We start from the raw sequence: 25,413 nt of genomic DNA, 5'->3' as shown, positions 1-25,413 counted from the left end.
CTCACACTCGGCATGCTGGCGAGTGTGAGGGAACAATACTACGCTTTAACCCGCTGAATATACTCAGCAAAGGCGCTTAGCTGCCCGCTGAGATGATCGAGCGTACTCTGATCGACCACCTTCCCCTCCTGCGGATCGACCTTATTCTGAATCACACCGCCCATAAACTCTGGCTTGTTCATCACCATCGCATCAAGGAAGACCAGAATCTGGCGCAGATGATACTGGCAGCGCGCGCCGCCAATCGCGCCCATTGAGCTGGTTTGAATCAGTACTGGTTTGCCGGATAGGGGCTGTTCTGGCAGACGAGACAGCCAGTCGATGGCATTTTTCAGACCACCAGGAACCGAGTAGTTATATTCTGGAGTTACGATAACCACACCATCCGCTTCGCGAATTTGCTGAGCAATATCCTGCACGCTTTGCGGGAATCCCTCTTCCTGTTGGGCGTCGGCATCGTACAGCGGAATCGCGCCAATGGATGGTAACGCGGAGATTTCCATTCCCGCAGGCGCAATGCCGGGCAGGGTGCGCGCTACCATGGCATTAAAAGAGCCCTTGCGCAGGCTTCCGAGTAACGTAACAACTTTCAACGTATCAGACATGATTGCTCCTTTGCATCATGATGGCCGGACGGGCCGGTCAGTTGAGGGAGAAGGCTTTTTCGGTTGGTAAGCTGGTAAAGCGCATGAGTCGGGTGGATAACTCTTTTGCGCGAACTTGCGCGTCAGGCAGGCTGTGCCACCCCGCTTTGCCGCCATATTCCCAGATTTTTAGTTGGCCAATATCCGGGCTTGCGGCGATGGACCAGACCAGCACTGTTTCGGCGTCACAGACGGCTTCTATTGGCTGCATTCTGCGCGTTCGTAATCGGCCCGATCCCGGGAGAAGCTGTAGGTGAACTGGGGATTCTCCGGTCAGTTTCAGGATACTTTTTCGTAGTGCAGCCAGTTGAGCGCGTGCTTCATCGGGGTCGTGCTGGTTGCTAATCCATAAACGCTCATTGCTATTAAAAGCGTAGCGGTCAGCATCATGTAATGAATGTAAACCCTGGGAGGTGTGCCGTAGCTCCATATCCAGACCGCAATCCCCTTCGGTGGTGAGTGCTACGCCAACGATATTACCAGCATAGGAGATGGAGAAGCGCGGGAGATGTTCGTCGCGAAAAGCCGGTTTTCCATTCTCTTCGTCAATAATTTCTGGAAGTTCGCTAATGCCATACAACATAAAGAGTAGTTCTGCGAGTAGCGATCGTGATGCACGATAGCGGCTTTGTCGGTACTCGGGCAGGCGTCTTGCTGATTGATGACAGGCCGCCGACAGGCGTGTTGATTGTGGTTCTCTGGTGTTGAGTATCCCTCTTGCAAAATGCGTTGCCATTCGTCGCTCCGTGATTAATGGTCAATGATAAAAACTGCGAATAATATTATCGCTCAGAATAGTCAGGTTTTAATGCGGAAATTACCTCTTGAAAAGGGAAATTGTGTGAATTTTACAATTTATTGCGCGAACGGGGCAAACCAGGGCTATAACGGGTCGATATAGAGCTGTCTTAGGGTTTCTCGCAGCCAGACGATCTTCGGGTTGTAGCTATTGCGCTTATGCCACAACAGCGTGAAGGGTACGCGCATTTTCTCCAGAAGCGATGGCTCAAGCGGTAGTGGAAGCGAGACCAGCGGTAGATGGTGCTGCTGATTATAACGCTGACAATAGCGTGGCGCAGTTGCCAGCATCGTATGATTCGGCTGTGCGGCCATAAACAGCGACTGCTCAAAACCTGGCACAGTCAACGCCACGGTGCGTTTATGCCCCAGATCGTGCAGCACGTCATCCAGCGCCCAGGTATCACTCTGTTCCCAGCATATATTGATGTGCGGATAACGTAAGAAGGTATCAAGATTCCATTCCTCGCTGAGCGCGGGGTGATCGGCGCGTAGCCACACCTGCGGCAGGTCGGTAAACAGAACCTCAAAATCAATATACCAGGGCAGCATACTTAGCTGTTCCCGGGAGCGCGGATGGGTTTCACGTCCGCAAAAACCGATATCGACTTCGCCACGAATAATGGCATCCAGTGAATCGTAATCCCAATTACGCAGGCGGATCAGCGCCTGAGGATAGTGCTGGTAGATCCGCTGAGAAAGCGAATTTAGCAGGATCATCAGCAGCGGCGACTCCGCCGCCAGCTCAAACTTCAGACCGCTTGGCATCGTGTGATGAGGCTTATAGAGGATCTGATTGCCCATCTGCATCCAGTCCGCTAAATCCTGCTCCATGCTGCTCATCAGCGGCGTGGGCGACAGCCCCAGAGGGGTTTTAACAAACAAAGGATCGTCAAACCAGGCGCGCAGCTTGGCCAGCGACTTACTCACCGCTGACGGCGAGACGTTCATTCGTTTCGCCGTGCGGGTGACGCTGAGCTCCTGCGTTAAAAGCTGCAGGCACAAGAGTAAGTTAAGATCGAGACTCGACAGGGGTTTCTTCATAGCGCTGCGCGGCCCGCGACGGGGAAGCGACCATAATCAGAACAATGCTTACTATGCTACAGGCAATGAGTATCCCGATCAGCATATTCATTGCGCTGAGGCCGACGATCGCCGCCAGCCAAATCCACAGCGAAGAGCCGCAGACCTGAGCAATCCCTAAAACTGAGCTTGCGACGCCCGCGCGCAGGGTAAATGGCCCTAAAGCCTGACTCATCGCCACGCCAAAGCCAACGGAGAATCCGGCGCAAATAAGCCCCAGTCCCAGCATCGTCATGGTCTGGCTGGTGGAGAGGCAAAGTAGCAGGCCAGCGATAAAGAACAGAACCTGCGAGGTCAGCATCAGCATGCGCGGCTTAAACAGCGTCAGGGCAAACGGCGTCGAGAACGAAACCACCATACTGACCAGCGCCATCAGCGCCATCGCCATGGAATAGGTACCGCGATCGAAGCCCATATCTTCCATCATTAGTACCGGGGAGACGTTAACGTAGGTCAGGATAGTCGTCACGCTCAGGGTGGTTATGACAATTCGGCTGAGGAAAAAGCGGTTAAGTAGCGACTCGGGGGCGATATTTTGCTGCGTTTCCGTGTGCGGCATGGAGGTTGGGCGCGTTTCCCGCAAAGCAAAAATCGAAAGCAGGCCTACCAGAACGCCCATGCCGGTCATGGTATAGAACAGGCTCTGCCAGGGGTATTTCAGCATAATCAGATGGCCCAGTACCGGAGCCAGTACTGGAATAATGCAGGTGATACCGTTTAGCAACGACAGGACTTTGGCACGGCGGCGATCGTCGAGGGTATCGCGCAGAACGGCAAAGGCGACGACGTAGCAACTGCCCGCGCCAATCCCCTGAATAAAACGCCCAACCAGGAAGTGGGTACTGACCTGCGCTTGAGAACAGAGCAGGGACGCCAGAACAAAGATTATGGCTCCGAATATGGCAACCGGCTTACGTCCTGATTTATCCGCTATACGGCCAGCAAACAGCATTGCGGCGGCCATTCCCGCGAGATAAACCGAGAAGGCGATGTGCAGCTGCGCTTCGCTGGCCCCCAGGTCCTGTGCGATGCGCGGCAGGCCGACCAGATACATATCGATGCCGGATGGATAAAGCAAAACCAGCGCAAAACTACAGATAAGAAAGCGTGCCATAGAACCCCTCACAGATGAATGTTGTACAGGATAGTGGGGTTCGTACGGTAGTACGAGTTGCCATTTGGACAACAATGATTTCCTGGAAGGAAAAAGGGTTAAGCATTGTCGCGTTCGGGCTGTTAAAAAAATACGGTTATGGCTGCCAAAGCTCCTCAAATGAGGAAATAACCCGAGGCTCACCCAATGTTTCAATCATATCCGGCGGCAGGTGCTGTCGGGTTTCTTGCTGCCCAATAACCAGCGCGTTTTCAGTATCGGCCCAGTAAAGAACAGTATGTGTGGCCTGTAGAATATTGACCAGACTCTGCCAGAAAGCATCAGCACCTGGAGCGTGCACAAAAGCAAGTTCGCTGATTAAAGGGATAGTGTCATCTGTTGCCTCTATAGAGAGGTAATGCTCTGTTTGTTGAGGATATTTAAGATGGTATGAAACGAGTATTTTTCTGGAGATTTTGTCGCGAGAAATATTTTTATCTGTAAGTGCATCGCCAAACGCTTCCTCAACAATGGAAAGTGGTAAAAATCCCTCCTCGCCATGATCAAAAGCCTGGAGCCAGTAATCCATACTCATGATGTTTCTTCCCTTGTGGATAAATGCAATATACAAACCAGCAAGCAGACATGTTAATGCTTATTTATTGCGGCTTGTACCTGCATTCATCTTTAGTTATGACATTTGAGAAAATATCTACTTCCAAATCCTCGCCATACCTTCACTTTCTGGCCTGACGCTGGTAAAACCAAATTTCGCGTACAGCTCGGGAACATCGGCTACCAGCGAGACGTATGCTCCTTTAAACGCGTTTTCATCCAGCCAGCTGACAATTTTTTGCATGATCTGTCGACCAAGACCTTTCCCCTGATGGGCCGGGTCAACGGAGACATCAACGATTTCAAAGTTCAGCGCACCGTCGCCGACGATACGCCCCATGCCAACAGGTACGCCATCCCAGAGGATATGCACGCCATAGCAACTGTGCGGCAGACCCGCGCGGGCACCCTCCAGCGGACGCGGTGACATACCTGATATGACGCGCAGACGACAAAAGTCTTCCGCGGAAGGGACGGTATCAATAAAGGTATAATCAGCAATCATTGTCGTATCCGGTAAGTGATGGTACCGATAAAGGTAATTGAGAAAGCGGTACGCGTGAAGAAGTAAAGGAAGAATAAAAAACCCGCTTTAACAGAAAGTTAATGCGGGTTAGTCAATGCTCACAAACGAAGCTTATTTACCAATACAGAAACTCGAGAAAATCCGTCCCAGCAGGTCGTCAGAAGTAAACTCGCCGGTAATCTCGCTTAAACATTGCTGAGAGAGCCTCAGCTCTTCCGCCAGCAGCTCACCTGCCCATGCACCCAATAGCTGCGCTTTACCCTGTTGCAGATGCTCTGCAGCGTCTGACAGCGCCTGCAGGTGACGACGGCGTGCGAGGAAGCCGCCTTCCATGTTAGTTTCAAAACCCATGCTCTGCTTGAGATGGTCGCGCAATACATCTATGCCTTCGCCAGTACGCGCAGAGAGGCGCACAAGTGAGTGGCCGTTCACTTCACTCAGGCCCAGCGTTTCGCCGGTAATATCCGCTTTGTTGCGCACCACGGTAATCGGTAATTTTGCCGGTAAACGTTCGATAAAGTCCGGCCAGATATCGGCGGGATCAACGGCGTCCGTGGTGGTGCCATCCACCATAAACAGTACACGGTCGGCCTGTTCAATCTCCTGCCAGGCGCGTTCGATACCAATACGTTCAACTTCATCGTTGGCATCGCGCAGACCGGCGGTATCGATGATATGCAGCGGCATACCGTCGATATGGATATGCTCGCGCAGCACGTCGCGAGTGGTTCCGGCGATATCGGTAACAATCGCCGCCTCACGGCCTGCCAGAGCGTTAAGCAGGCTCGATTTCCCGGCGTTCGGGCGTCCGGCAATCACCACTTTCATCCCTTCGCGCAGCAGGCTGCCCTGACGTGCTTCGGCGCGTACGGCGTCGAGGTCGGCAATTACCTCGTTAAGCTGGGCTTCGATTTTGCCATCGGAGAGGAAGTCGATCTCCTCGTCCGGGAAGTCGATGGCCGCTTCCACGTAGATTCGCAGGTGAGTAAGTGCTTCCACAAGGTGGTTAACGCGGGTGGAGAAGGCACCTTGCAGAGAGTTCAATGCAGAACGCGCTGCCTGCTCGGAGCTGGCGTCGATCAGATCGGCAATCGCTTCGGCCTGAGCCAAATCGAGCTTATCGTTCAAAAACGCACGCTCGGAAAATTCGCCGGGTTTGGCGATACGCAGGCCCGGCAGCGTCAGAATACGTTTGAGCAGTAAATCGAGAATCACCGGGCCGCCGTGCCCTTGAAGCTCTAACACGTCTTCACCGGTAAAGGAGTTCGGGCCAGGGAACCACAGTGCAATACCCTGATCCAGCGCGCTGCCGTCGCTGTCTTTAAACGGCAGGTAGTCCGCATAGCGCGGCTTCGGCAGCTTGCCTAATATCGCCTGTGCGACGTCGCGCGCCTTCAGGCCAGAGATACGCAAAATGCCCACGCCACCGCGTCCCGGTGGGGTTGCCTGGGCGACAATAGTGTCGTTATGGCTCATGGTTAGTCTCAACTTTATGGCAATAAAAAAGGCGGTCATTCGACCGCCTTTCATTTTAGCGCTTAACGATACCGAATCAGGATTTTTTCTTCTCGCGGCTATGCAGGCCACGCTTCTCCAGACCACGGTAAATCAGCTGCTGCTGGATAATGGTCACCAGGTTGCTGACGATATAGTAAACCACCAGACCAGACGGGAACCACAGGAAGAACACCGTGAAGATGACCGGCATAAAGGTCATGATCTTCTGCTGCATCGGGTCGGTTACCGTGGTCGGCGACATCTTCTGAATGAAGAACATCGTCGCGCCCATGATGATCGGCAGGATGTAGTACGGGTCTTGTGCTGACAGGTCGTGGATCCACAGGATAAACGGCGCATGACGCAGTTCAACCGAAGCGCTCAGCATGTAATACAGCGCAAGGAAGATTGGCATCTGGATAATCAGCGGGAAGCAGCCACCCAGCGGGTTAACCTTCTCAGCTTTATACAGAGCCATCATTTCCTGGCTTTGACGCTGTTTGTCATCGCCCAGACGCTCACGCATTGCCTGAATCTTCGGCTGCAGCATACGCATCTTCGCCATGGAGGTGTACTGCGCTTTGGTCAGCGGGTACATGATGCCACGAACGATAAAGGTGATAACGATGATGGAGAAGCCCCAGTTACCCAGGAAGCTATGGATCCATTTCAGCAGTTTGAACAACGGCTGAGAGATAAACCACAGCCAACCGTAGTCAACGGTCAGGTCAAGATGCGGCGCAACGGCAGCCATTTTGTCCTGAATTGCCGGGCCGACCCACAGGGTGCTTTCCAGCTTATCGGTTTGACCAGGCTGCACCAGAACCGGCTGAGATTTGTAGCCGATAGCTACAATACCGTTACCGAGATTCGCGGTGTAGAAGTTATTAGTGCCGTTGTTCTGCGGAACCCATGCGGTAGTAAAGTACTGCTGCAGCATGGCAACCCAACCGTTTTTGGTGCTGACGTTCAGGTTTTCGTTATCAACGATAGTGTCGAATTTATACTTTTCGTACTTCGTTTCAGATGTTGAATACGCTGCACCACGGAAAGTGTGCATTGTCGTTAGACCACCCGTCTGGGTATCGCGATGCGTCGGCAGATTGGCAGACTGCTTCAACTGGCCAAAGGTCGACACTTCCAGTGGTTTTTCGCTGGCGTTCTGTACGCTATAGGCGACATTTACCGCATACTCACCGCGTTTCAGGGTGAAAGTTTTGGTGAAAACGTTGCCTGCTTTATCGGTGTATGCCAGCGGAATGACGATTTCGTTCTGGCCATCAGCCAGCACAAACGCATCTTTATCGACGTTATACAGCGGACGCGGGCCATTAGCCGGGTTATCCGGACCATCACGACCGGTTAAACCGCTCTGCGCCTGATAGGTAAATTGCGGCGTAGTTTCCAGTAACTGGAACGGTTCAGTCGACTTCAGCTCTTTCGGGTAAGCCAAAAGCAGCGCTTGCTCAACATCACCACCGCTGGTGTTGATGGTCAGGTCAAGCACATCGGTTTTTACCGTAATCAGTTTTCCCTGGCCACTGGCCGGTACGCCCTGGTCGGCGGCGCTACCCGCTGCTGTGGTCGTTGTCTGCGTGGTCTGCTGCTGAGGCTGAGGATTGTTATCCTGCTCCCAGGCTTGCCAGATCATGAAAGACACGAACAACAAAGCGATGATAAGAAGATTGCGTTGCGAATCCATCGTTAGTGTTCTCTGGTATCAAATGGTCCAGGCGGGACGGGATCGTCACCACCAGGGTGTAAAGGGTGGCATTTTAATACGCGTTTCACCGTCAACCAACTGCCTTTTATCAGTCCAAACCTGCGCAATGCCTCAATTCCGTATTGAGAGCAGGTTGGTGTGAAACGACAGTGCGGCCCGAGTAGCGGACTAATCAGGCGTTGATAGACCCGAATCAGGCCTATCAGGACCCGCGAGCCAGGCGACAGTGGCGGCGCCATAATTTTTCCAACGCTTCCGAGAGAGCACGGTTATCGAGGTCGGCAACCCCCTTCTTCGCCACCACCACGAAATCCATTGGCGGGAGTTCATGTTGACGTAAACGGAAGCTTTCACGCGTCAGACGTTTAATCCGATTGCGTTCATGTGCGCGTTTAACGTTTTTCTTGGCGACAGTAAGACCGATGCGGGGATGCCCCAGCGAATTTTGGCGGCCGAGGATGGTGATTTGCGGCGTGCCAGCCCGTAATGGCTGCTGGAAGACGAAAGTGAAATGACTGGGAGTTAACAAACGTAACTCCCTGGGAAATGCGAGCTTAACCACTCAGGGTTAGCTTTATTACTTGGAAACGGTCAGACGAGAACGGCTTTTAGCACGACGACGTGCCAGAACCTGACGACCATTTTTAGTAGCCATACGAGCACGGAAGCCGTGAGAACGGTTGCGCTTCAGTACAGACGGTTGAAAAGTGCGTTTCATGGCGGTTTCTACCTAAACTTGAATAATTTCACTGACTTTCGCGTATACCCGAACGAATTTCGAACGGCCTACGCCTCAGCGTGGGTGATTAAAGAGGCCGGATTGTAATAATTGTACACTCCGGAGTCAATTCTCTTTCCTTATTTCTCGCACCTTGCCGCACAAAAAATAAGCGATGGCACGTTGCGGAAAACGGGCATTACGCGCCGGGTGGGGGATTATACGACCTGGTGGATAAAGCGCAAGGATCGCAAAGGATCTTTGTTAGATCGATTAAGCCCAAAACCAGCATAGCTCATTAATTTTTCCAATATGCGGCTGAAATCGTGCTTCACTCTCCCCGGGATCGTTTACACTTACCCGGCTTCGATCCTTCCTGTGGATAAATCGGGAAGAATCTGTTGAGAAATACAAGATCTCTTTCTCACTTTAGGCTATGATCCGCGGTCCCGATCGTGATCCAATGATCCACATCGGGTAATAACCGCAGATAGCGGTTCGCACGTCACCCCTTTTGTGCAGGGGCTTTTCGGCTAATGCAGGGTCTTGTCGACGTGTGCCAACAATCACGATTGTTTCAGTTTCTCTTTTATATCGATTTTTGTTCGAGTGGAGTCCGCCGTGTCACTTTCGCTTTGGCAGCAGTGTCTTGCCCGATTGCAGGATGAGTTACCAGCCACAGAATTCAGTATGTGGATACGCCCTTTGCAGGCGGAATTGAGCGATAACACGCTGGCACTGTATGCGCCAAACCGTTTTGTGCTTGATTGGGTAAGGGATAAATACCTCAATAATATCAATGGCCTCCTCAATGAATTTTGCGGTGTTGATGCCCCACAGCTGCGTTTTGAAGTTGGCACTAAGCCTGCGGTTCAGCCGCACAGAAGCACAGTAAGCGTTGCGGCCACTGCGCCTGCGGCTCAGGTTCAGACAGCGCGCGTTGCGCCGACAATTGTGCGTCCGGGCTGGGACAACGTCCCGGCACCCGCAGAGCCGACTTATCGCTCCAACGTTAACATTAAGCACACGTTTGATAACTTCGTTGAAGGTAAATCTAACCAGTTGGCTCGCGCGGCGGCGCGCCAGGTTGCTGATAACCCTGGCGGAGCCTACAACCCACTATTCCTTTATGGCGGCACCGGTCTGGGTAAAACCCACCTTTTGCATGCGGTTGGTAACGGCATTGTAGCGCGCAAACCGAACGCGAAAGTGGTTTACATGCACTCCGAACGTTTTGTGCAGGACATGGTAAAAGCCCTGCAAAACAACGCCATTGAAGAGTTTAAACGTTACTACCGTTCCGTTGATGCCCTGCTGATCGATGATATTCAGTTCTTTGCGAATAAAGAGCGCTCGCAGGAGGAGTTTTTCCACACCTTCAATGCCCTGCTGGAAGGCAATCAGCAGATCATCCTGACGTCGGATCGCTATCCGAAAGAGATCAACGGGGTTGAGGATCGTCTGAAATCACGCTTCGGTTGGGGCCTGACGGTAGCGATCGAGCCGCCAGAGCTGGAAACTCGCGTGGCGATCCTGATGAAAAAAGCCGATGAAAATGATATTCGCCTGCCGGGTGAAGTGGCGTTCTTTATCGCTAAGCGCCTGCGTTCCAACGTACGTGAGCTGGAAGGCGCACTGAACCGCGTTATCGCCAACGCCAACTTTACTGGCCGAGCGATCACTATCGATTTCGTACGCGAAGCGCTGCGCGATCTGCTCGCGTTACAGGAAAAACTGGTCACCATCGACAACATTCAGAAGACGGTGGCGGAGTATTACAAGATTAAGGTAGCGGACCTGCTGTCTAAACGCCGCTCCCGTTCGGTGGCGCGCCCTCGTCAAATGGCGATGGCGCTGGCAAAAGAGCTGACCAACCACAGTCTGCCGGAAATCGGCGATGCGTTTGGCGGTCGTGACCATACCACCGTCCTGCACGCCTGCCGTAAAATTGAGCAACTGCGTGAAGAAAGCCACGACATCAAAGAAGATTTTTCCAATTTAATCAGAACATTATCCTCGTGACGCTATGAAATTTACCGTAGAACGTGAACATTTATTAAAACCGCTGCAACAGGTGAGCGGTCCGTTAGGTGGTCGTCCGACGCTGCCGATTCTCGGCAACCTGCTCCTTCAGGTTACCGATGGCGCGCTGTCGCTGACCGGTACCGATCTGGAAATGGAAATGGTCGCGCGCGTGGCGCTGATTCAACCGCACGAAGCGGGAGCAACGACCGTTCCAGCGCGTAAATTTTTTGATATCTGCCGCGGCCTGCCTGAAGGTGCGGAGATCGTGGTACAGCTGGAAGGCGACCGCATGCTGGTACGCTCTGGGCGCAGCCGTTTCTCGCTGTCGACCTTGCCCGCCGCTGATTTCCCGAACCTCGATGACTGGCAGAGTGAAGTCGAATTCACCCTGCCGCAGGCGACGATGAAGCGCCTGATCGAAGCCACTCAGTTTTCGATGGCTCACCAGGATGTTCGCTACTACTTAAACGGCATGCTGTTTGAAACCGAAGGTAGCGAACTGCGTACAGTAGCGACCGACGGCCACCGCCTGGCAGTTTGCTCTATGCCGCTGGAAGAATCGTTGCCGAACCATTCGGTGATCGTGCCGCGTAAAGGGGTGATTGAGCTGATGCGTATGCTCGACGGCGGCGAAACGCCGCTGCGCGTGCAGATCGGCAGCAACAACATCCGAGCCCACGTTGGTGACTTTATCTTCACATCGAAGCTTGTTGATGGCCGTTTCCCTGATTATCGCCGCGTATTGCCGAAAAATCCGGATAAACACCTGGATGCCGGCTGCGATATTCTCAAGCAGGCATTTGCCCGCGCGGCGATTCTCTCGAACGAGAAATTCCGCGGCGTGCGCCTGTACGTCAGTGAAAATCAGCTGAAAATCACCGCTAATAACCCGGAGCAGGAAGAAGCAGAAGAAATTCTGGATGTCACCTATGCCGGGACAGAGATGGAAATCGGCTTCAACGTTAGCTACGTGCTGGATGTGCTTAATGCGCTGAAGTGCGAGAACGTGCGTATTTTGCTGACCGATTCCGTATCGAGCGTGCAGATTGAGGATGCGGCTTCTCAATCCGCAGCTTATGTTGTTATGCCAATGCGGTTGTAGAAAATATCGGGCTATCTTGCTTGTTATTCTGGCTCCGGGCAGTGCTCGCAATCCTCACGTACTTTAGTACGCTCCGGTTGCTGCGCGCTGGCCGAAACCAGACTAACTGCGCCGATAACGCCCTGGCTATGAGCTGATATGTCGCTATCCCGACTTCTAATCAAAGACTTCCGCAATATCGAAAATGCGGATCTCGCTTTATCCCCCGGCTTTAACTTCCTGGTTGGCGCCAACGGCAGCGGTAAAACCAGCGTGCTGGAAGCTATCTATACGCTCGGTCACGGTCGGGCGTTTCGCAGTTTGCAGATTGGTCGCGTGATCCGTCACGAGCAGGAATCGTTTGTTCTGCACGGGCGCCTGCAAGGTGAAGAGCGCGAAGTTTCTATCGGCCTGACCAAAGATAAGCAGGGCGACAGCAAGGTTCGTATCGACGGTACCGACGGCCATAAAGTGGCGGAGTTGGCGCATCTGATACCGATGCAGCTGATCACACCCGAGGGCTTTACTTTACTCAACGGCGGCCCCAAATACAGAAGAGCCTTCCTTGACTGGGGATGCTTCCACAATGAAGCCGGATTCTTTACCGCGTGGAGCAACCTGAAGCGCCTGGTGAAGCAGCGCAACGCCGCGCTGCGTCAGGTCAGCCGCTATGCCCAACTGCGACCATGGGATCTGGAATTGATCCCGCTGGCGGAGCAAATCAGCCGCTGGCGTGCCGAATACAGCGCCGCTATCGTCGAAGATATGGCGGATACCTGTCGGCAGTTTTTACCGGAATTCGCTCTCACCTTTTCTTTCCAGCGCGGCTGGGAGAAAGAAACGGATTATGCCGAGGTGTTGGAGAGAAGTTTCGAGCGCGATCGCATGTTGACCTACACTGCCCACGGCCCGCACAAGGCGGATTTCCGCATTCGTGCCGACGGTGCGCCGGTGGAGGACACCTTATCGCGCGGGCAGCTTAAGCTGCTGATGTGCGCCCTACGACTGGCGCAAGGCGAGTTTCTGACCCGCGAGAGCGGTCGGCGCTGCCTTTACTTGATAGATGATTTTGCCTCGGAACTTGATGACGCGCGGCGCGGGCTGCTTGCCAGCCGTTTAAAAGCGACGCAGTCGCAGGTTTTCGTCAGCGCCATCAGCGCTGAACACGTTATAGACATGTCGGACGAAAATTCGAAGATGTTTACCGTGGAAAAGGGTAAAATAGCGGATTAACCTAAGATTAAATGAGCGAGAAACGTTGATGTCGAATTCTTATGACTCCTCCAGTATCAAAGTCCTGAAAGGGCTGGATGCGGTGCGTAAGCGCCCTGGTATGTATATCGGCGACACGGATGACGGCACCGGTCTGCACCACATGGTATTCGAGGTTGTGGATAACGCTATCGACGAAGCGCTCGCAGGTTACTGTAAAGACATCGTTGTCACCATCCACAGCGACAACTCCGTCTCCGTACAGGATGATGGCCGTGGTATTCCGACCGGGATCCACCCGGAAGAGGGCGTATCGGCGGCGGAAGTTATCATGACCGTGCTGCACGCAGGCGGCAAATTTGATGATAACTCCTATAAAGTTTCCGGCGGCCTGCACGGCGTAGGTGTTTCCGTGGTTAACGCCCTGTCGCAGAAACTGGAGCTGGTGATTCAGCGCGACAATAAAATTCACCGTCAGATTTACGCGCACGGCGTGCCGCAGGCCCCGCTGGCCGTAACCGGCGATACCGAAAAAACCGGTACTATGGTGCGTTTCTGGCCGAGCTATGAAACCTTCACCAACGTTATTGAATTTGAATATGAAATCCTGGCAAAACGCCTGCGTGAGCTGTCGTTCCTGAACTCCGGGGTTTCTATTCGCCTGCGCGATAAGCGCGATGGCAAAGAAGACCATTTCCACTACGAAGGCGGCATCAAGGCGTTTGTTGAGTATCTCAACAAAAACAAAACGCCGATCCACCCGAATATCTTCTATTTCTCCACCGAAAAAGACGGTATCGGCGTTGAAGTGGCGCTGCAGTGGAACGACGGCTTCCAGGAAAACATCTACTGTTTTACCAACAACATTCCGCAGCGTGATGGCGGTACTCACCTTGCAGGCTTCCGTGCGGCGATGACCCGTACCCTGAACGCCTACATGGATAAAGAAGGCTACAGCAAAAAAGCGAAGGTCAGCGCCACCGGTGACGATGCCCGTGAAGGCCTGATTGCGGTTGTTTCGGTCAAGGTACCGGATCCGAAATTCTCCTCGCAGACCAAAGATAAGCTGGTTTCTTCCGAGGTGAAAACGGCGGTAGAACAGCAGATGAACGAACTACTGAACGAATACCTGCTGGAAAATCCGTCTGATGCCAAAATCGTGGTCGGCAAAATTATCGATGCTGCGCGCGCGCGCGAAGCCGCTCGTCGCGCACGTGAAATGACCCGCCGTAAAGGCGCGCTGGATCTGGCTGGTCTGCCGGGCAAACTGGCGGATTGTCAGGAACGCGACCCGGCCCACTCTGAACTGTACCTGGTGGAAGGGGACTCAGCGGGCGGCTCTGCAAAACAGGGGCGTAACCGTAAGAACCAGGCGATCCTGCCGCTGAAAGGTAAAATCCTCAACGTTGAAAAAGCGCGCTTTGACAAAATGCTCGCCTCTCAGGAAGTGGCAACGCTGATTACCGCGCTGGGCTGCGGCATTGGTCGTGACGAGTACAACCCGGACAAACTGCGTTATCACAGCATTATTATCATGACCGATGCGGACGTCGATGGCTCGCACATCCGTACGCTACTGCTGACCTTCTTCTATCGTCAGATGCCGGAAATCGTTGAGCGCGGCCACGTCTACATTGCGCAGCCGCCGCTGTACAAAGTGAAGAAAGGCAAGCAGGAACAGTATATTAAAGACGATGAAGCGATGGATCAGTATCAGCTTACCATTGCTCTGGATGGCGCGACTCTGCATACCACTGAAGGTGCGCCGGCCCTGTCGGGCGAAGCGCTGGAAAAACTGGTGTCTGAGTACAACGCTACGCAGAAAATGATTGGCCGCATGGAGCGTCGCTTCCCGAAATCGCTGCTGAAAGAGCTTATCTATCAGCCAACGCTCGCAGAGGCCGATCTGGGCAATGAGCAGGCGGTAACTCGCTGGATTAACACCCTGGTGAGCGAGCTGAATGAGAAAGAGCAGCACGGTAGCCAGTGGAAATTCGATATTCGTGAGAACGCCGAGCTGCAGCAGTTTGAACCGATTGTCCGTGTGCGTACCCACGGCGTGGATACCGATTACCCGCTGGACCACGAGTTTGTGACCGGGCCGGAATATAATCGCATCTGCACCCTCGGCGAGAAGCTGCGTGGCCTGATCGAAGACGATGCATTCATCGAACGTGGTGAGCGCCGCCAGCCGGTTGCCAGCTTCGAACAGGCGCTGGAATGGCTGGTGAAAGAGTCCCGCCGTGGCCTTTCTATCCAGCGTTATAAAGGCCTCGGTGAGATGAACCCGGATCAGCTGTGGGAAACCACCATGGATCCGGATAGCCGCCGTATGCTGCGCGTGACCGTAAAAGATGCGATTGCCGCTGACCAGTTGTTCACCACCCTGATGGGCGATGCCGTTGAACCGCGCCGCGCCTTTATCGAAGAGAACGCCCTGAAAGCGGCGAACATCGATATCTAATCGTAGTTGCGTAAAATCAGCCCGGTAGTGTCTTGCGCAACCGGGCGTTTTTTTGTCCGCAAAAGAGGAATCCCTCCTCTCAATTCTATCCTCCTTTATCCCGATTTCTATTGCTGTTTTTTGAGCGGAATCGCGTTAGCATGAGTAAGGACTCATCTTACCCGGGGATTTCATGGCTATTAAACTGATTGCAATTGATATGGACGGCACGCTGCTGCTGCCAGACCATACCATTTCACCTGCGGTGAAAACCGCGATTGCCGCAGCCCGCGAACGCGGCGTCAATGTGGTGCTGACCACCGGTCGCCCTTATGCTGGCGTGCACAGTTATCTGAAAGAACTGCATATGGAGCAGCCGGGAGATTACTGCATCACCTATAACGGTGCCCTGGTACAGAAGGCGAGCGACGGTAGTACTGTTGCGCAAACCGCGCTGGGCTACGATGACTATCGCTATCTGGAACAGCTTGCCCGCGAAGTCGGTTCCCACTTCCATGCGCTCGATCGCAACACGCTCTATACCGCCAACCGCGATGTGAGCTATTACACGGTGCATGAATCCTACGTGGCGACGATCCCGCTGGTGTTCTGCGAAGCGGAAAATATGGATCCGAACATCCAGCTGTTGAAAGTGATGATGATCGACGAACCGGCGATTCTGGACCAGGCCATTGCCCGCATCCCGGCGGAAGTGAAAGAGAAATATACCGTGCTGAAAAGCGCGCCGTACTTCCTTGAAATTCTTGATAAACGTGTGACTAAAGGCACCGGCGTGAAATCGCTGGCCGATACGCTGGGCATCAAACCGGAAGAAGTGATGGCGATTGGCGATCAGGAAAATGATATTGCGATGATTGAATACGCTGGCGTCGGCGTGGCGATGGATAACGCCATTCCGGCGGTGAAGGAAGCGGCAAACTTTATAACCAAATCTAACCTGGAAGATGGTGTCGCGTATGCCATTGAAAAATACGTACTAAATTAAATCATCTCGCACATGAACAACCCGCGTCGATCGCGGGTTTTTTTATGCCCCCAGTTTACCACTCAAGAAAATCCTTACACTCAATTGTCGTTTTTGTGATCTAAATTGTAGTACAACATGATTGTGTTGTACTACATTAGGCTCGTGACGAGAAAGAATGCTATTACGGTAGTACTACAAAGTTGCGGTGAAATACGCCGATCGCGGTAAAGTAGGGAAGTACATACAGAGCACAAGGACTCTCCATGACTCTCAACAAAACCGATCGCATCGTCATTACGCTGGGCAAGCAGATTGTTAGCGGTAAATACGTTCCCGGCTCTGCGCTGCCAGCGGAAGCCGACCTGTGTGAGGAGTTTGAAACCTCGCGCAATATCATTCGCGAAGTCTTCCGCTCGTTGATGGCCAAGCGACTGATTGAAATGAAGCGTTATCGCGGCGCGTTTGTCGCCTCACGTAACCAGTGGAATTATCTCGATACCGACGTCTTACAGTGGGTGCTGGAGAACGATTATGACCCACGGTTAATTGGCGCGATGAGCGAAGTGCGTAACCTGGTGGAACCGGCAATCGCCCGCTGGGCGGCAGAACGCGCGACATCGAGCGATCTGGCGCAAATCGAAGAGGCGCTTAACGACATGATCGCCAACAACCAGGACAGAGACGCGTTTAACGAAGCGGATATTCGCTATCACGAGGCGGTGCTGCAATCGGTACATAACCCGGTTTTGCAACAGCTCAGCGTCGCGATCAGCTCGCTACAGCGAGCCGTATTTGAAAGGACCTGGATGGGTGATGAGGCCAACATGCCGAAAACGCTCCAGGAACATAAGGCACTGTTTGACGCCATCCGGCATCAGGACAGCGAAGCAGCAGAGCAGGCAGCGCTCACCATGATTGCCAGCTCCACACGAAGGTTGAAGGAAATCACATGACATCTCGCTACATCGCAATTGACTGGGGATCGACCAACCTGCGCGCCTGGCTTTATCAGGGCGACCAGTGCCTGGAGAGCAGGCAATCAGAAGCAGGCGTCACGCGCCTGAATGGAAAATCTCCCGCAGCGGTGTTTAGCGAGATAACCCAAAACTGGCGCGACAGCGCGACCCCGGTAGTGATGGCGGGAATGGTTGGCAGCAACGTGGGCTGGAAGATTGCGCCCTACCTGCCGGTTCCCGTTCATTTCTCTGCCATTGGGCAACAGTTGACGTCCGTTAGCGACAACGTCTGGATTATTCCCGGGCTCTGCGTTTCTCGTGACGATAACCATAATGTGATGCGCGGCGAAGAGACTCAGCTCCTTGGCGCGCAGGCGATTGCCCCTTCTTCTGTCTATGTGATGCCCGGCACCCACTGCAAATGGGTGCAGGCTGACCGCCAACAAATCCATGATTTTCGTACCGTGATGACCGGCGAATTGCATCACCTGCTGTTGCGCTACTCGCTGGTGGGCGCGGGTCTGCCAGAGCAGGAATCCTCAATGGAAGCTTTCAGCGCCGGACTCGAACGTGGTCTTAATTCGCCAGCCGTACTGCCGCAGCTTTTTGAGGTTCGCGCTTCGCATGTGCTGGGCTCGCTGCCGCGCGAGCAGGTTAGCGAGTTTTTATCAGGCCTGTTGATTGGCGCGGAAGTTGCCACCCTGAGTGAACAGTTCTCCGGGCAGCAGTCCCTCACGCTTGTTGCGGGGTCATCACTCACATCGCGCTACCTTCAGGCTTTTCACGCTATCGGGCGTGAAGTCTGTGCGGTGGATGGCGATACGGCATTTCAGACAGGAATAAGGAGCATCGCTCATGCAGTGGCAAACTAATCTACCTCTTATCGCTATCTTGCGCGGCATTACGCCGGAAGAGGCGCTGGCGCACGTGGGCGCCGTGATTGAGGCCGGGTTCGACGCAGTCGAAATCCCGCTTAACTCACCGCAGTGGGAAAAAAGCATTCCCGCCGTGGTGGATGCTTACGGCGATAAAGCGCTGATTGGCGCAGGCACTGTTCTTAAGCCTGAGCAGGTTGACCAGCTTGCTGTAATGGGCTGCAAGCTTATCGTCACGCCAAATATTCAGCCCGAGGTGATTCGCCGTGCGGTGAGCTACGGCATGAAGGTTTGCCCTGGATGTGCGACGGCAACCGAGGCTTTCACCGCGCTGGATGCCGGTGCTCAGGCGCTGAAAGTGTTCCCTTCCTCGGCGTTTGGCCCTGACTATATCAAGGCGCTGAAAGCCGTTTTACCGTCGGATGTTCCCGTTTTCGCCGTGGGCGGCGTCACGCCGGAAAATCTGGTCCAGTGGATAAAAGCGGGCTGTATTGGTGCCGGATTAGGCAGCGATCTCTATCGCGCCGGGCAATCCGTAGAACGTACCGCACAGCAGGCGGCAGCATTTGTTAAAGCGTATCGAGAGGCAGTGCAATGAAAATAACCAAAATCACCACGTATCGTTTACCCCCTCGCTGGATGTTTTTGAAGATTGAAACCGACGAGGGCGTGGTCGGCTGGGGCGAACCCGTTATCGAAGGGCGTGCGCGAACCGTAGAAGCGGCAGTGCATGAACTTGGTGACTATCTGATAGGCCAGGACCCGGCGCGGATTAACGACCTGTGGCAGGTGATGTACCGTGCGGGCTTTTATCGCGGCGGCCCGATCCTAATGAGCGCCATCGCCGGTATCGACCAGGCGCTGTGGGATATTAAAGGCAAAGTACTGAATGCGCCGGTCTGGCAGCTGATGGGCGGCCTGGTACGAGACAAAATCAAAGCCTACAGCTGGGTCGGCGGCGATCGTCCGGCAGAAGTGATTGATGGTATCAAGAAACTGCGCGGGATCGGTTTTGATACCTTTAAATTAAATGGCTGTGAAGAGCTGGGACTTATCGATAACTCACGTGCGGTAGATGCGGCGGTGAACACCGTAGCGCAAATTCGCGAGGCTTTTGGCAATGAAATTGAATTCGGTCTCGATTTCCACGGTCGCGTTAGCGCGCCAATGGCAAAAGTATTAATTAAAGAGCTTGAACAGTATCGCCCATTATTTATTGAAGAACCGGTTCTGGCGGAACAAGCGGAATATTACCCACGACTGGCAGCACAAACCTCAATTCCTATTGCCGCAGGCGAACGCATGTTCTCGCGTTTTGAATTTAAACGCGTGCTGGAAGCGGGCGGTCTGGCCATTTTGCAGCCCGATCTGTCCCATGCCGGTGGCATCACCGAATGCTACAAAATCGCCGGTATGGCAGAGGCTTATGATGTGGCATTGGCACCGCACTGCCCGCTGGGGCCTATCGCGCTGGCCGCCTGCCTGCACATTGACTTTGTTTCCTATAACGCCGTATTCCAGGAGCAAAGCATGGGCATTCACTATAACAAAGGCGCGGAATTACTCGACTTTGTGAAGAATAAAGAAGATTTCAATATGGAAGGCGGCTTCTTTAAACCATTAATGAAGCCCGGGCTTGGCGTAGAAATAGATGAAGCACGGGTTATAGAGTTAAGTAAAAATGCGCCGGACTGGCGTAATCCGTTGTGGCGACATGAGGATGGTTCTGTCGCTGAATGGTAAATGCTCTTCATATTTCACGCCACAGGTGCGTTGGCTGCGATTGCGCACCCCAGTCACTTACTAATGTAAGCTCCTGGGGATTTGCAATCTTGCCGCCTTCCTGCAACGTGAACTATTTAGAGCATTCGTAAGCAAAAATAAAAATTTTAAACACACCCTCTGTAAATTACTGGGCATGGTGAGCGGTCTCGCTATGCCCAAAATCTGGAGACAGATTGCGATGGATATTTCAGTTACAGCTGCAAAACCCGGGCGTCGTCGTTATTTGACGCTGATTATGATCTTTATTACCGTGGTGATTTGTTATGTTGATCGCGCGAATCTCGCCGTGGCATCGGCCCATATTCAGGAAGAGTTTGGTATTACCAAAGCGGAAATGGGATACGTCTTTTCTGCCTTTGCGTGGCTTTATACGATTTGTCAGATCCCCGGAGGCTGGTTCCTGGACCGCGTTGGCTCACGTCTGACCTACTTTATCGCTATTTTTGGCTGGTCGGTGGCGACGCTATTTCAAGGATTCGCGACGGGGCTGATGTCATTGATTGGTCTACGGGCTATCACCGGGATATTTGAAGCCCCGGCGTTTCCAACCAACAACCGCATGGTGACCAGCTGGTTCCCGGAGCACGAGCGCGCATCTGCCGTAGGATTTTATACCTCAGGGCAGTTTGTGGGGCTGGCGTTCCTGACGCCATTATTAATCTGGATTCAGGAAATGCTGAGCTGGCACTGGGTATTTATCGTCACGGGTGCGATAGGTATCGTCTGGTCATTTATCTGGATTAAGGTCTATCAGCCACCGCGCCTGACAAAAAGCATCAGCAAAGCCGAGCTGGATTATATTCGTGATGGCGGCGGCCTGGTTGATGGCGATGCGCCTGTGAAAAAAGAGGCGCGACAGCCGCTGACCAAAGCCGACTGGAAGCTGGTGTTCCACCGCAAACTGATTGGCGTTTACCTGGGGCAGTTTGCCGTGACCTCCACGCTGTGGTTTTTCCTGACTTGGTTCCCTAACTATCTGACTCAGGAAAAGGGAATTACAGCGCTGAAAGCCGGTTTTATGACCACGGTTCCGTTCCTTGCCGCCTTTGTTGGCGTACTGCTCTCCGGTTGGCTGGCAGACAGGCTGGTGAGAAAAGGTTTCTCGTTAGGTGCCGCGCGTAAAACGCCTATCATCTGCGGCCTGCTGATCTCCACCTGTATTATGGGCGCGAATTACACCAACGATCCGGTGTGGATTATGGTGCTGATGGCGGTGGCGTTCTTTGGCAATGGCTTCGCGTCGATTACCTGGTCGCTGGTCTCGTCGCTTGCGCCGATGCGGCTTATTGGGCTGACCGGCGGGATGTTTAATTTCGTCGGTGGACTGGGCGGCATCACCGTTCCGTTAGTGGTCGGTTACCTGGCTCAGGACTATGGTTTTGCCCCTGCGCTGGTCTATATATCCGTGATTGCGCTGGTTGGCGCGCTCTCCTACATCCTGCTGGTGGGCGATGTTAAACGAGTAGGTTAATTCTTGCCGATACTATACCCTGATGCGAAAGTCTCGCATCAGGGTATCCCCATGAAACAAGTCACCTTTGCTCTCCGTAATCATCAGCTTACCAATACACGCACCTGGACGGCGGATAGCCAGTGGCTGGTTTTTGACGTCCGTCCGTCCGGGTCGTCGTTTACCGGCGAAACCATTGAACGCGTCAATATTGAAAGCGGCGATGTTGAAGTGATCTATCGTGCGACAAACAATGCGCACGTTGGCGTGGTGACCGTTCATCCTTCGGCAGACCAGTACGTCTTTATCCACGGCCCGGAAAACCCGGATGAGTACTGGCATTACGATTTCCACCATCGTCGCGGCGTGGTGACATATCGGGGGGAAACGCACAATCTTGATGCGATGGATATCACCGCCCCGTATACGCCAGGGGCGCTGCGCGGTGGCAGCCATGTGCATGTCTTCAGCCCAAACGGCGAATTTGTCAGCTTTACCTATAACGACCATGTGCTGCACGAGCGCGATCCATTACTCGATCTGCGCAACGTTGGCGTGGCGGTGCCCTATGGCCCGGTCACGCCGCGTGGGCAGCATCCGCGAGAATATGGCGGCAGCCACTGGTGCGTACTGGTCAGTCGGACAACGCCGACGCCCACCCCGGGTAGCGACGACATCAACCGGGCCTATGAAGAGGGCTGGGTCGGCAACCATGCGCTGGCGTTTATCGGCGATACGCAGTCGATGAATGGCGATAAAGTACCGGAGCTTTTTATTGTCGAGTTGCCGAAGACTGAAAAGGGTTGGAAGTTGCCGGGCAATGTGCCTCTGGCTGGTACAGAAACGACGATGCCCACACCTCCGGCTGGCGTTGTTCAGCGTCGCTTAACGTTTACTCATGAACGTCGTTATCCTGGGCTTGCGAATACGCCGCGCCACTGGGTGCGGGCCAACCCGCAGGCCACGGAGATTGCTTTTCTGATGCGTGATGATACCGGCGTCGTTCAGCTATGGCTTATTTCGCCACAAGGCGGCGAACCGCGGCAGCTAACCCACAATAGCGCAGATATTCAATCGGCGTTTAACTGGCATCCATCAGGAAAATGGCTGGGCTTTGTGCTGGAGAGTCGAATCGCACTCTGCGATGCGCAGAGTGGGGAGATCACCTTTTTAACTGCCGGACACGAAAATCCGCCTTCAGCCGATGCGATCGTCTTTTCGCCAGACGGCAAACAGGTTGCCTGGATGGAAGAGGTGGACGGTTATCGCCAGCTTTGGATAACCGCAACGGCACGCTAAATTACGGGTTAGGCATTGGCGCTGGCGGGATCACGGAGTTGGTGGCCAGCGTCTCTTTCTCGCTCTTTTCCACGCGCGATTTGACCGAGCTATCGGTACGGAACATATCCCACGGCAGCAGCAGTGTGTCCATCACGGCGGTGAGCGGCATATCCAGAGCGACCAGAGATTTGACTCCCCAGTTGGTATCGTCATCACCCAGCGTTTGCGCGCTGGAGCGGGTCCCCGGATAGGTTCCTTCTTTGCCGCCGGTATGTGACATGACGCTGGAGCACCCGCTTGAAATTATTATCCCGCTGAACAGGATTAGCTTTAACAGACCGCTTTTCATCATTCTTCCGTCATTGTTACGGGCGTTGATAGAACCTTCTATCGGTTATATCGAGCCATTCCATGGATGCATAGTGTTATTGCGCTGCACTGTGGCAGGCGTCGCACTTTGCCTTTTGTGCTGTGACTCCAGTCTAAGCAATAGACCACAAACTGCAAAAAAAATTGCCCTCTTCATCTTGAAAATAACGTTATTAAACCCATTTTAGGAATGTGTCCCGCTGAGAATACGCCGAATGGGTATTCTGGGTAATAACGGCCTGTCCATGATGGAAGGTCAGATAATTCTCGCTGATTTCAGGAGCTATTTATTATGCGTAATTTCGATCTCTCCCCTCTGTATCGTTCTGCTATTGGTTTCGACCGCCTTTTCAATCTGTTAGAAAATAATCAAAGCCAGAGTAATGGCGGCTACCCTCCGTACAACGTTGAGTTAGTAGACGAGAACAACTACCGCATCGCGATTGCGGTTGCGGGTTTTGCAGAGAGTGAACTGGAGATTACCACCCAGGACAACCTGTTGATTGTTAAAGGTTCCCATACGGCCGAGCAGAAAGAGCGTACCTATCTGTACCAGGGTATCGCCGAGCGTAACTTTGAGCGTAAATTCCAGCTCGCGGAAAATATTCATATCCGCGGTGCTAACCTGGTCAACGGTCTGCTGTATATCGACCTGGAGCGAGTTATTCCTGAAGCGAATAAACCGCGCCGCATCGAAATCAACTAATTACGTGGGTCGCGAATGCGGCCCAATATAAAACCAAAAATCTGCCTGCCGTCAGGAGGCAAATGTGAATCCACAGGATTTGCAGATATCAACTCGCTTCTTAGAAGGAGAAACATACTATGCGTAACTACGATTTATCCCCACTGCTGCGTCAATGGATCGGTTTTGACAAACTGGCCAATGCCCTGCAAACCGCCGGTGAAAGCCAGACCTTCCCACCCTATAACATCGAAAAAAGCGACGATAACCACTATCGCATAACTCTTGCGCTGGCCGGTTTCCGTCAGGAAGATTTGGATGTCCAGCTGGAAGGTACGCGCCTGACGGTAAAAGGTACGCCGCAGCAGCCGGAAAAAGAGACCAAATGGCTGCATCAGGGGTTGGTGAGCCAGGCATTTAGCCTGAGCTTTACGCTCGCCGAAAATATGGAAGTCTCCGGGGCAACCTTTACCAATGGCCTGCTGCATATCGATTTGACTCGTAACGAGCCGGAACAGATAGCTCCGCAGCGTATCGCCATCAGCGATCGTCCCGCCTTGAATAGCTAATTAAGTGAACACCTATAAGGCCCCGATTTTCGGGGCTTTTTTGTGCGCTGGCGCTCATAAAATGCCCTTGCTGCAACAGATGTTTCAGTTTAAAAAATAATCAGATTTTATAGGCTCACTGAAACAAAGGATATGTGATGAACGAACAGCAGCCATTTGAAGCGATTAAAAATAGAGATGAGGCGGGAAGAGAGTATTGGTCTGCCCGAGCATTGGCAAAATTGCTAGAGTATTCAGAATATCGCCATTTTAACCCGGTGATTATCAAAGCAATTGAGGCATGCGCGAATAGTGGGCATGCTGCGAACGACCATTTCGAGGAGATCCTCGCTATGGTCAGAATTGGTTCTGGGGCACAGCGAGAACTTAAGGATATAAAATTATCCCGCTACGCCTGCTATCTGGTTGTGCAAAATGGCGATCCGTCAAAACCGGTGATTGCCGCGGGGCAAACTTACTTTGCTTTGCAAACCAGGCGCCAGGAACTGGAAGATGATAAAACATTTAAATCTCTTCGAGAGGATGAAAAGCGGCTTTTCCTGCGTAACGAACTTAAAGAACATAATAAACATTTGGTTGAAACGGCCCAGCTGGCGGGCGTTGAGACGACGCTGGATTTTGCCATCTTCCAGAATCATGGTTACAAAGGCTTGTACGGCGGTCTGGATCAAAAAGCTATTCATGAACGCAAGGGTCTGAAAAAAAGTCAAAAGATCCTCGACCATATGGGGTCAACTGAACTCGCCGCCAATCTGTTTCGCGCCACTCAAACGGAAGAAAAACTACGGCGAGATGAGGTTGGTACCAAGCAACTGGCTAATCAAACCCATTATGAAGTTGGGCAAAAAGTGCGTCAGACGATTAAAGATCTTGGCGGCACGATGCCGGAGGCGCTGCCTTCTCCAGATAAAAGCATTCAGCAGCTGAAAATTGCGGTGAAAAGTAAAGACGCGCCGGAATAGCGAACCTGATGCCGTGATTATTGTGCGCCAGGCGG

At 53.1% G+C, this 25,413-nt stretch carries 26 protein-coding genes and 1 other annotated feature; of the genes, 14 read left to right on the top strand and 12 right to left on the bottom strand.

Annotation, left to right across the window (positions count from 1 at the left end; all coding sequences use genetic code 11):
• Nucleotides 1-38: 38 nt before the first annotated feature.
• The 11 genes from HV127_RS06875 to rpmH form a co-directional block, all read right to left on the bottom strand.
• Nucleotides 39-605, bottom strand: a complete 567-nt coding sequence (locus HV127_RS06875) for an NADPH-dependent FMN reductase (protein ID WP_182235420.1) — start codon at nt 603-605, stop codon at nt 39-41.
• A 37-nt stretch (nt 606-642) separates the two neighbouring features.
• The gene (locus tag HV127_RS06870) at nt 643-1,380 is read right to left on the bottom strand and encodes a hypothetical protein (RefSeq protein WP_182235419.1); all 738 of its coding nucleotides are present in this window, start codon (nt 1,378-1,380) and stop codon (nt 643-645) included.
• Nucleotides 1,381-1,526: 146 nt separating this feature from the next.
• A complete protein-coding gene (yidZ, locus tag HV127_RS06865; protein WP_182235418.1) occupies nt 1,527-2,486 on the bottom strand; it encodes an HTH-type transcriptional regulator YidZ in 960 nt (319 codons plus the stop codon).
• Nucleotides 2,455-3,639 carry an MFS transporter gene (locus tag HV127_RS06860; RefSeq protein ID WP_182235417.1) on the bottom strand — a complete coding sequence of 395 codons (1,185 nt, stop codon included), beginning with the start codon at nt 3,637-3,639 and terminating at the stop codon, nt 2,455-2,457. Before HV127_RS06860 ends, yidZ begins: the two co-directional genes overlap by 32 nt.
• Nucleotides 3,640-3,775: 136 nt before the next feature.
• Nucleotides 3,776-4,213 (bottom strand): hypothetical protein, encoded by a 438-nt coding sequence (locus HV127_RS06855; RefSeq protein WP_182235416.1) that lies wholly within the window; start codon nt 4,211-4,213, stop codon nt 3,776-3,778.
• Between the two features lie 117 nt (nt 4,214-4,330).
• On the bottom strand, nt 4,331-4,738 hold the full coding sequence (locus HV127_RS06850) for a GNAT family N-acetyltransferase (RefSeq protein ID WP_182235415.1): 408 nt from the start codon (nt 4,736-4,738) through the stop codon (nt 4,331-4,333).
• 132 nt (nt 4,739-4,870) lie between these two features.
• The gene (gene mnmE / locus HV127_RS06845; RefSeq protein WP_182235414.1) at nt 4,871-6,235 is read right to left on the bottom strand and encodes a tRNA uridine-5-carboxymethylaminomethyl(34) synthesis GTPase MnmE; all 1,365 of its coding nucleotides are present in this window, start codon (nt 6,233-6,235) and stop codon (nt 4,871-4,873) included.
• Between the two features lie 76 nt (nt 6,236-6,311).
• Complete coding sequence (yidC, locus tag HV127_RS06840) at nt 6,312-7,958, bottom strand: membrane protein insertase YidC (protein ID WP_110276013.1); 1,647 nt, start codon at nt 7,956-7,958, stop codon at nt 6,312-6,314.
• A gap of 2 nt (nt 7,959-7,960) precedes the next feature.
• Entirely contained in the window at nt 7,961-8,218 is a 258-nt protein-coding gene (gene yidD, locus HV127_RS06835) for a membrane protein insertion efficiency factor YidD (RefSeq protein WP_004871831.1), read from the bottom strand.
• The gene (gene rnpA / locus HV127_RS06830) at nt 8,182-8,541 is read right to left on the bottom strand and encodes a ribonuclease P protein component (protein WP_004871829.1); all 360 of its coding nucleotides are present in this window, start codon (nt 8,539-8,541) and stop codon (nt 8,182-8,184) included. The genes yidD and rnpA overlap by 37 nt, the downstream gene beginning before the upstream one ends.
• A gap of 15 nt (nt 8,542-8,556) precedes the next feature.
• Nucleotides 8,557-8,697, bottom strand: a complete 141-nt coding sequence (gene rpmH / locus HV127_RS06825; protein WP_002220736.1) for a 50S ribosomal protein L34 — start codon at nt 8,695-8,697, stop codon at nt 8,557-8,559.
• 621 nt (nt 8,698-9,318) lie between these two features.
• Between rpmH and dnaA the strand changes: the two genes are divergently transcribed.
• The 11 genes from dnaA (at nt 9,319) to HV127_RS06770 (ending at nt 22,811) form a co-directional block, all read left to right on the top strand.
• Nucleotides 9,319-10,719 (top strand): chromosomal replication initiator protein DnaA, encoded by a 1,401-nt coding sequence (dnaA, locus tag HV127_RS06820; RefSeq protein ID WP_110276012.1) that lies wholly within the window; start codon nt 9,319-9,321, stop codon nt 10,717-10,719.
• A gap of 4 nt (nt 10,720-10,723) precedes the next feature.
• Nucleotides 10,724-11,824, top strand: a complete 1,101-nt coding sequence (gene dnaN / locus HV127_RS06815) for a DNA polymerase III subunit beta (protein ID WP_181484326.1) — start codon at nt 10,724-10,726, stop codon at nt 11,822-11,824.
• 138 nt (nt 11,825-11,962) lie between these two features.
• Nucleotides 11,963-13,036: a DNA replication/repair protein RecF gene (gene recF / locus HV127_RS06810; protein WP_182235413.1), complete on the top strand. Its 1,074-nt coding sequence runs from the start codon at nt 11,963-11,965 to the stop codon at nt 13,034-13,036.
• A 28-nt stretch (nt 13,037-13,064) separates the two neighbouring features.
• On the top strand, nt 13,065-15,479 hold the full coding sequence (gyrB, locus tag HV127_RS06805) for a DNA topoisomerase (ATP-hydrolyzing) subunit B (RefSeq protein WP_110276009.1): 2,415 nt from the start codon (nt 13,065-13,067) through the stop codon (nt 15,477-15,479).
• 172 nt (nt 15,480-15,651) lie between these two features.
• Nucleotides 15,652-16,464, top strand: a complete 813-nt coding sequence (yidA, locus tag HV127_RS06800) for a sugar-phosphatase (protein WP_182235412.1) — start codon at nt 15,652-15,654, stop codon at nt 16,462-16,464.
• 245 nt (nt 16,465-16,709) lie between these two features.
• Nucleotides 16,710-17,399: a D-galactonate utilization transcriptional regulator DgoR gene (gene dgoR, locus HV127_RS06795; protein WP_182235411.1), complete on the top strand. Its 690-nt coding sequence runs from the start codon at nt 16,710-16,712 to the stop codon at nt 17,397-17,399.
• A complete protein-coding gene (locus tag HV127_RS06790) occupies nt 17,396-18,274 on the top strand; it encodes a 2-dehydro-3-deoxygalactonokinase (protein ID WP_182235410.1) in 879 nt (292 codons plus the stop codon). The genes dgoR and HV127_RS06790 overlap by 4 nt, the downstream gene beginning before the upstream one ends.
• On the top strand, nt 18,258-18,875 hold the full coding sequence (locus HV127_RS06785; protein WP_182235409.1) for a 2-dehydro-3-deoxy-6-phosphogalactonate aldolase: 618 nt from the start codon (nt 18,258-18,260) through the stop codon (nt 18,873-18,875). Before HV127_RS06790 ends, HV127_RS06785 begins: the two co-directional genes overlap by 17 nt.
• Complete coding sequence (gene dgoD, locus HV127_RS06780) at nt 18,872-20,020, top strand: galactonate dehydratase (protein ID WP_182235408.1); 1,149 nt, start codon at nt 18,872-18,874, stop codon at nt 20,018-20,020. The genes HV127_RS06785 and dgoD overlap by 4 nt, the downstream gene beginning before the upstream one ends.
• Before the next feature lie 175 nt (nt 20,021-20,195).
• Complete coding sequence (locus HV127_RS06775; RefSeq protein ID WP_110276001.1) at nt 20,196-21,533, top strand: MFS transporter; 1,338 nt, start codon at nt 20,196-20,198, stop codon at nt 21,531-21,533.
• Between the two features lie 51 nt (nt 21,534-21,584).
• The gene (locus HV127_RS06770; RefSeq protein ID WP_182235407.1) at nt 21,585-22,811 is read left to right on the top strand and encodes a DUF3748 domain-containing protein; all 1,227 of its coding nucleotides are present in this window, start codon (nt 21,585-21,587) and stop codon (nt 22,809-22,811) included.
• Nucleotide 22,812: 1 nt separating this feature from the next.
• Here the strand turns inward: HV127_RS06770 and HV127_RS06765 are convergent, their stop codons facing one another.
• Nucleotides 22,813-23,142, bottom strand: a complete 330-nt coding sequence (locus HV127_RS06765) for a YceK/YidQ family lipoprotein (RefSeq protein WP_181421858.1) — start codon at nt 23,140-23,142, stop codon at nt 22,813-22,815.
• Nucleotides 23,143-23,386: 244 nt separating this feature from the next.
• Nucleotides 23,387-23,461 (top strand) — a sequence feature (ROSE (Repression Of Heat Shock gene Expression) occurs in the 5'-region of heat shock genes and acts as an RNA thermometer to modulate expression.).
• Here HV127_RS06765 and ibpA point away from each other — a divergent pair.
• The 3 genes from ibpA (at nt 23,455) to dinD (ending at nt 25,378) form a co-directional block, all read left to right on the top strand.
• Entirely contained in the window at nt 23,455-23,868 is a 414-nt protein-coding gene (gene ibpA, locus HV127_RS06760) for a small heat shock chaperone IbpA (RefSeq protein WP_181484335.1), read from the top strand. Its footprint overlaps the feature before it by 7 nt.
• A gap of 119 nt (nt 23,869-23,987) precedes the next feature.
• Complete coding sequence (ibpB, locus tag HV127_RS06755; protein WP_182235406.1) at nt 23,988-24,416, top strand: small heat shock chaperone IbpB; 429 nt, start codon at nt 23,988-23,990, stop codon at nt 24,414-24,416.
• 137 nt (nt 24,417-24,553) lie between these two features.
• Complete coding sequence (gene dinD / locus HV127_RS06750) at nt 24,554-25,378, top strand: DNA damage-inducible protein D (RefSeq protein ID WP_182235405.1); 825 nt, start codon at nt 24,554-24,556, stop codon at nt 25,376-25,378.
• Nucleotides 25,379-25,413: the final 35 nt, after the last annotated feature.

Origin of the sequence: Klebsiella sp. RHBSTW-00215 (assembly GCF_014103785.1) — a bacterium.
GTDB lineage: Bacteria > Pseudomonadota > Gammaproteobacteria > Enterobacterales > Enterobacteriaceae > Klebsiella.
Note: the sequence above shows the minus strand (reverse complement) of the source record. Positions and strands in the feature narration are given on the sequence as shown.